At 66.1% G+C, this 6,330-nt stretch carries 3 protein-coding genes; 1 reads left to right on the top strand and 2 read right to left on the bottom strand.

All coding sequences use genetic code 11. The annotated features are described in order from the left end of the window. Positions 1 to 457 precede the first annotated feature (457 nt). A complete protein-coding gene (locus SSPN_RS57415; protein ID WP_158309726.1) occupies positions 458 to 1,363 on the top strand; it encodes a hypothetical protein in 906 nt (301 codons plus the stop codon). 1,611 nt (positions 1,364 to 2,974) lie between these two features. Here SSPN_RS57415 and SSPN_RS56150 read toward each other — a convergent pair. Further along, positions 2,975 to 3,460, bottom strand: a complete 486-nt coding sequence (locus SSPN_RS56150; RefSeq protein WP_237710988.1) for a hypothetical protein — start codon at positions 3,458 to 3,460, stop codon at positions 2,975 to 2,977. A 1,157-nt stretch (positions 3,461 to 4,617) separates the two neighbouring features. Next, a partial coding sequence (locus tag SSPN_RS58120; RefSeq protein WP_237710989.1) for a hypothetical protein occupies positions 4,618 to 6,330 on the bottom strand: 1,713 nt, incomplete at its 5' end.

The raw sequence follows: 6,330 nt of genomic DNA on the forward strand, positions 1-6,330 counted from the left end.
GAGTCGGCTGGGGCTGATCGGGACGAACAAAATGAAGGGGACGAGCGGTCGGATGGGGGCGTTGATCTCGGGGCGTCGGTTGATGAGGTGATGGGGGATTCAGCTGGGGAGGGGCCGGCTGCGGCATCGCCGTCCGATTTGGACGAGGACGATCGGCAGGCGGGGTGGGAGGAGCCGGGGGAGCCGGATGCGGCTATGCAGGCGGAGCGGGAGGAGTCGGGGGAGGGGTTGGGCGATGCTGAGAACGAGCGGGTGGAGGGTGCGACCCGCGATGAGGGGCCGGATGTGCGGGTTGCGCAGTTGCGGGAGTCGGGGGGATTCGGCTGGGGAGGGGCGGGCTGCGGCATCGTTGTCCGATTTGGACGACGATCGGCAGGCGGGGTTGGAGGTGCCGGGGGAGCCGGATGCGGCTGTGCAGGCGGAGTGGGAGGAGTCGGGGGGGGGGGGGGGGGGGGGGGTGACAGGAACCGTTGGCGTTGATTCCGGGAATCAAGGCGGCGGGGAGCCCGCGCCGCAGGAACAGGTAGAACTTAACGAACGGAGACAGGCTCGCGATCGGGCGGCAAAGGTCGCCGCCGTCGGGGAGATTGCGAATTTGGAGGCGTTGGAGGGGCAGGGTCGGCTGAATCCGGAGCAGCAGGACGAGCTCGATTTGCGGCGGGGAATAGCAGCGGATATTAGGGAAGAAGAACGGCTGAAAGCCCGGGTGCGGAGAGCGAAAGGATCGGCTGCGGAGATCGAGGCGTTGCAGCAGCCGACCGAGGCTGAGCAGGGCAGGCTACCTGCGTTGCGGCGCAAGGTGGCTGATTCTGTGGCGCAGTTGACGGAGACGAGGCGAAACCTGGCGGAAAAGAAGAAGAAGCTCAAGTTGATTCAGGAGGCTGAGTCCGCGCCGACGGGGTACCGGGGGAGGAAAGGCACCATCGCCCGGGTTGCGGAGTTGAAGCGGCGGGAGGAGCTGACTGGGGAGGAGGCGGAGGAGCTGGCGAGGCTCGAGCCGGAGGTGGCGGAGTGGAAGCGGAAAAAGGCGGAAAATGCCGTGAATCACACCCGGAACTCCAGCCGATCATCCACAACTCCAACGACGTCAAAACGCACCGCACGACTCCTGTCCCTCGGGTGGGGAAGAGATCGGTACCCGTCGGCGCCGGTGTCATCGTCCACCGCGTACGGATCCGACGGAAGCGAAATCGTCCCAGCGTTCCTGACGTCGCGTTGCTTCGACCCGTCGCCGCCTGCAACGTTGCCCAGCCGGAAAAGCACCGCCTCGGAGACCTTCGCGACCGATTGCGGAGGCAAGTGGGCAGCAGGACGCGCAGGATGCAATGGTGCCGAGCGGGGTATTCGAGCAGCGTTGGGCTGATCGGGATGCGTGGTCGGATGGGAGCGTTGATCTCGATGCGTGGCTTGATCGGGAGCTGGCCGATTCAGGTGTGTCGCGGGATGCGGGTTCGGTGGAGCAGGGTGGTGCTGATGGGGATGCGTGGTATGAAGGGGACGAGCAGTCGGATGGGAGCGTCGATCTCGATGCGTGGCTTGATCGGGAGCTGGCCGATTCAGGTGTGTCGCGGGATGCGGGTTCGGTGGAGCAGGGTGGTGCTGATGGGGATGCGTGGTCGGATGGGGGCGTTGATCTCGGTGCGTCGGTTGATGAGGTGATGGGGGATTCAGCTGGGGAGGGGCGGGCTGCGGCATCGTTGTCCGATTTGGACGAGGATCGGCAGACGGGGTTGGAGGAGTCGGGGAGGAGGCGGAGGAGCTGGCGAAGCTCCGGTCGAAGGTCGCGAAGCAGAAGCAGCAAACCAAGAAAAACGGTGAGAAGCCTCGCGAGACGAGGAAGGACGCCGCCGCTGAGATTGCGAAGTTGGAGGAGTTGGCGAAGCAGGGGCCGCTGACTTCGGAGCAGCAGGCCGAGCTTGATTTGCGGCGGGAAATAGAAAAGGAGAAAAAGGAAGAAAATAGGCTGAATACCCGAGCGTCGAGAGTGAGGAAAAAACCCGCACCTGCCGGAGAGCGCGACGACGACGGAAACAGCACCGGCGGGGCTGCCGGTGAACACGGCGCGGGTGACGGCGCCGTCGGAGGGAGTTGCTGGTGGGAACCTGGCCGGTCTGGCGGAGGCCTCGGCTCGTGTTCCGGCTGGTGTAGCGGCGTCGGGAACAGCGCCAGTGCAGCAGTGGTCGGATTTGGGTGGGGCGCAGGCGGCGGAGAGTGCGTTGCACGGTCGCCGCCTCCGCTCCAGACAAACTTTCCTTAACTTTCTGCAAATCCGCCGAAATCCAGTTTCCCTGCCATACCATGTTCTTCGCAGTTTCGACGTTCTCACGCACACGGCCCGGATTGAATTCTGGCGGCATCGTCCTCAAATGCCGATCCATTCGCTCCGTCAGCTCAGCCAACCTCGTAATCCCGGCCGGCACGAACTTGGCCAACTCGGCCTGCACCGCCGCCAACTCGGCACGCAACGCCCGCTCCGACTCCCACAACGCCCGCCGCTCCTCATCCCGGTCTTGCACCGCCTCCAACTCCGCCAACACCTCACGCACCTTCGCCCGGCGAGCATTGCGCAACGCCCTCACCGCCGCCTCCCCTCCGGGCAAATTTTCCTCAACTTTCTGCAAATCCGCCGAAGTCCAGTCTCCCTGTCGTACCATGTTCTTCGCAGTTTCGACGTTCTCACGCACACGGCCCGGATTGAATTCCGGCGGCATCGTCCTCAAATGCCGATCCATTCGCTCCGTCTACGTGACCGGAACACGCCCCTGCGCAATCGCCTGCCTCGCCTGCACAAACACCTCACGCACCTCCGCCCGGCGAGCATTGCGCAACCTCCCCTCCACCGCCTGTATGTCACCCAAGCGCGACTCAAGTGTCTGCAACTGCACTGGAGTCCACCGTCCCTGGTGCACCCACTGCTTCATAGTTTCGACGTACTCACGCACACCGTTCGGATCGAATTCTGGCGGCAACGTCCTCAAATGCCGCTCCATCCAGCCGAGGGTGGCGAAGCGGAAGGAGCCAACCCAGCAAAAGGAAAGGGACGCGGAGCGGTACCGGGCGAGGAAGGGCGCCATCGACCGGGTTGCGGAGTTGAAGGGGCGGGAGGCCGGTAGATCGCCGAATCGGTGCCGGCCAGCATCATCGCCGCACTCAACTCCGACCGCACCTGCCACAACGCAGGATTCCCGGTCAGCTCACCCGCGTCCCCAGCCCACAACCGGAACTCAAGCCGATCATTCTCAAATCCAACGACGCCAAAACGCACCGCACGATACTTGTCGCCCGACTCGGGCAGGGAATCATACCCGTACTCATCGGTGTCATCTTCCATCGCGTACGGATCCGACGGAAGCGAAATCGGCCCAGCGTGCCTGACGTCGCGTTGATTCGACCCGTCACCACCTGCAACGTTGCCCAGCCGGTAAAGCAGCGCCTCGGAGACCTTCGCGATCTGCGCCACGGGTGGGTGTGTCTGGGCTGGGGTGGGCTGCGGGAGTCGTGCCGGATGTGATTGCGCGGTTGGCTGAGTTGGCGGGTCGGATGGGTCGGCATTTGAGTGTGATGCCGCCGGAGTTCAATCCGAATCGTGTGCGGGAGAACGTCGAGACTGCGAAGCGGTGGGTGCGGCAGGGGGAGTGGACTCCGGCGCAGTTGCGGACGATTGAGTCGAGGTTGGGGGCGATGGAGGCGGCGGAGGGGAGGTTGCGGAATGCCCGCCAGACTTTATGACGAACCCGCGGAGGCTTATCGGTACTGGCCCACACGCGGACCGGAAAACCCGCACCTGCCGGAGAGCGCGACGACGACGGAAACAGCACCTGCGGGTGAGTGGTCGGACTCGGATGTGCGGGGGGAGATTGAGCGGGCGAGGCAGGGGGACTTGTCCAGCCAGGACACAGAGGCGGCGCGGCGGATTGTGCAGGGCACGCATGACGTTCGGAGGCTGGCTGGTCGGGACGATGTCGTGTCGCTGGACGAGGTGGTGGCGTTGGTCGCGGCGAAGCACGGGCCGCTTAGTGTCATTACGCAGGATCGGCGATGTCGCCTCCACCTCGAAAGGCTCCCACTCATCGAGCAACGCCCACTTACCGTTAGCCAAAATCTCCACAGCATCGCTCTTACGAACCAGTTTCGAGCCGTGGGCGGTCCGCCAATCCACCAGCCCCTCTCGTTCGAGCTCCGCCCCCAGACTGTCGACCCGCACATCGAAATTTTCGCTCGGGAGCTTGAACTCGACCTCGAATCCCAGACGCACGTCCGACCGAGAGCTCACCCCCGGGCGGAGTTGGCCGGGATGGTGGGTGAGGAGGGGGAGCCGGTCGGGATGGTGGGTGACGAGGGGGAGCCGGTCGGGGAGCGGGTGGGTGTGTCTGGGCTGGGGTGGGCTGCGGGAGTCGTGCCGGATGTGATTGCGCGGTTGGCTGAGTTGGCGGGTCGGATGGGTCGGCATTTGAGTGTGATGCCGCCTCAGACCGGTCGTGTGCAATTCCGTCCCAGCAACGGTGGGTGGATGGAACTCACCGACGACAACCAGTTCGGGCAGTTTACTGGTAAGGCTGATCTGGGCGAGGCGTTGACGGACTCCAGGACCAGACTTTATGACGAACCCGCGGAGGCTTATCGGTACTGGCCCACACGCGGACCGGAAAACCCGCACCTGCCGGAGAGCGCGACGACGACGGAAACAGCACCGGCGGGGGGGGGGACCGCATCCTGCAAAGCCGCAATCCGCTCCCGAACATCAGCCTCAGTCGGCGCAGCCATCGGCGAACTCACGCCAGGAAACCCACCAACAAATTCCCCACCAGACAAAGCCGCAGAACGCTCCTCCACAACTCCCCCACCACCCGAACTCCCAGACTCAACTCGTTCATCCACCCCCGCATGCGCAGCCAGCTCCTCCGACACCCGCTGGTCCCCGGCACCGCTCGTGGTGTCATCCACCGGCACCGCAGCACCCGACGGTGAAGGCCCACCGCTGGTGTGCCGACCCGATCCCAACTCCGCCGCGGACTCCCCCGAACGCCCCGCCGGGCCGGCCCCGGCCTGGATGGTCAGCCCGCTGCCCCGCGTGCCCAGCCTGTCGGCCAGCGCCTGGGAAAACTCCACCACCTGGTCCTGGTGAGCATCGCCGAGTTCGTGGTGCTTGGCCGCGACCAGCGCCACCACCTCCTCCAGCGACACCGCAGCATCCCCACCCACCAACCCCGAAATGTCATGGGTGTCCTCCACAATCCGCCGCGCCGCCAGCTCATCCCCGCCAGAGCGGTCCAGCTTCCTCGCCCGGTCGATCTCCCCCCGCAGATCCGAGCGCGACCACTGCCCCGCCGGCGGCGGTCCCGACCCAGCCACGCCGCCCGGAACAGCCGCCGAAGACTCCACCAGACCGGCCAGACCCTCCGGCGCTCCGGCCAGATCCTCCGGCGCCCCGGGCACCGGTCTGGGAACAGAGCCATCGGCGGCGAATACCGTCCACTGCGGCCCGCGCCCGCCCTGTCCCGGTGTCAACGCGACAACATCACGCCCCATCCCCTGGGCCAGGGCCGAACCCTGCCCCGGCGAGACCACCACACCCGCACCCGGATTGCTCTGTGCGACCAGCAGCACAGGCCCGCCCGAGGAATCCGCGACACCACCCCGCACGAACTCCACCAACCCGCCATCAGCAACCACATTCGCGGGCACCGGCACCGGCACCGCGTCCACCTGCACACCCACCGGCACGGCCGCAGGCAAGGCCGCCGCCGGATCCTGCCGTGGATACGGGACCGCCCGTGACCCCACCGCCGAATCCGGCGGCACCGCAGCCTCACCCCACCGATGCGCATCCCCACGCCCCACAACCGGGTCCACACCGGAATCCCCATCGCGGCCGGTCCCGCCATCCACCGAGGACTCATCGCCCGGGGACACCGCTTCGCCGTTGAGATCCGCTACCGCCCCAGAGCCGGATCGGGGTGTGACAGTGTTCGGTAGCACGGCATCCGAGGGCGTACCAGGACCATCCACACCAGACACGCCAGACACCCCGGACACCGGATCGCCACCGGCAACGGGACTGTACTGCGGCGGCGGTGTCACCGACCTGCCCGAACCGAAATCTCCCGTCGCATAGCCATAAGACGGTGGCGGAGTACCCGGCCGGTCCTGCCCAAAATCTGACACGCCCGGGACACCGGCAGCTGGATTCCCGCCCGTCACGCTGCCACCCGCACCACCCCTACCGCTGCCATCGAACCCGCCCTTACCGTCCTTACCCGCCACGCCACCGGAGGCCGGACCGGAACCCGACACCACCAGGTCTCCACCGGAGGTCACCACCCCGGTATC

This window comes from Saccharopolyspora spinosa NRRL 18395, assembly GCF_000194155.1.
GTDB lineage: Bacteria > Actinomycetota > Actinomycetes > Mycobacteriales > Pseudonocardiaceae > Saccharopolyspora > Saccharopolyspora spinosa.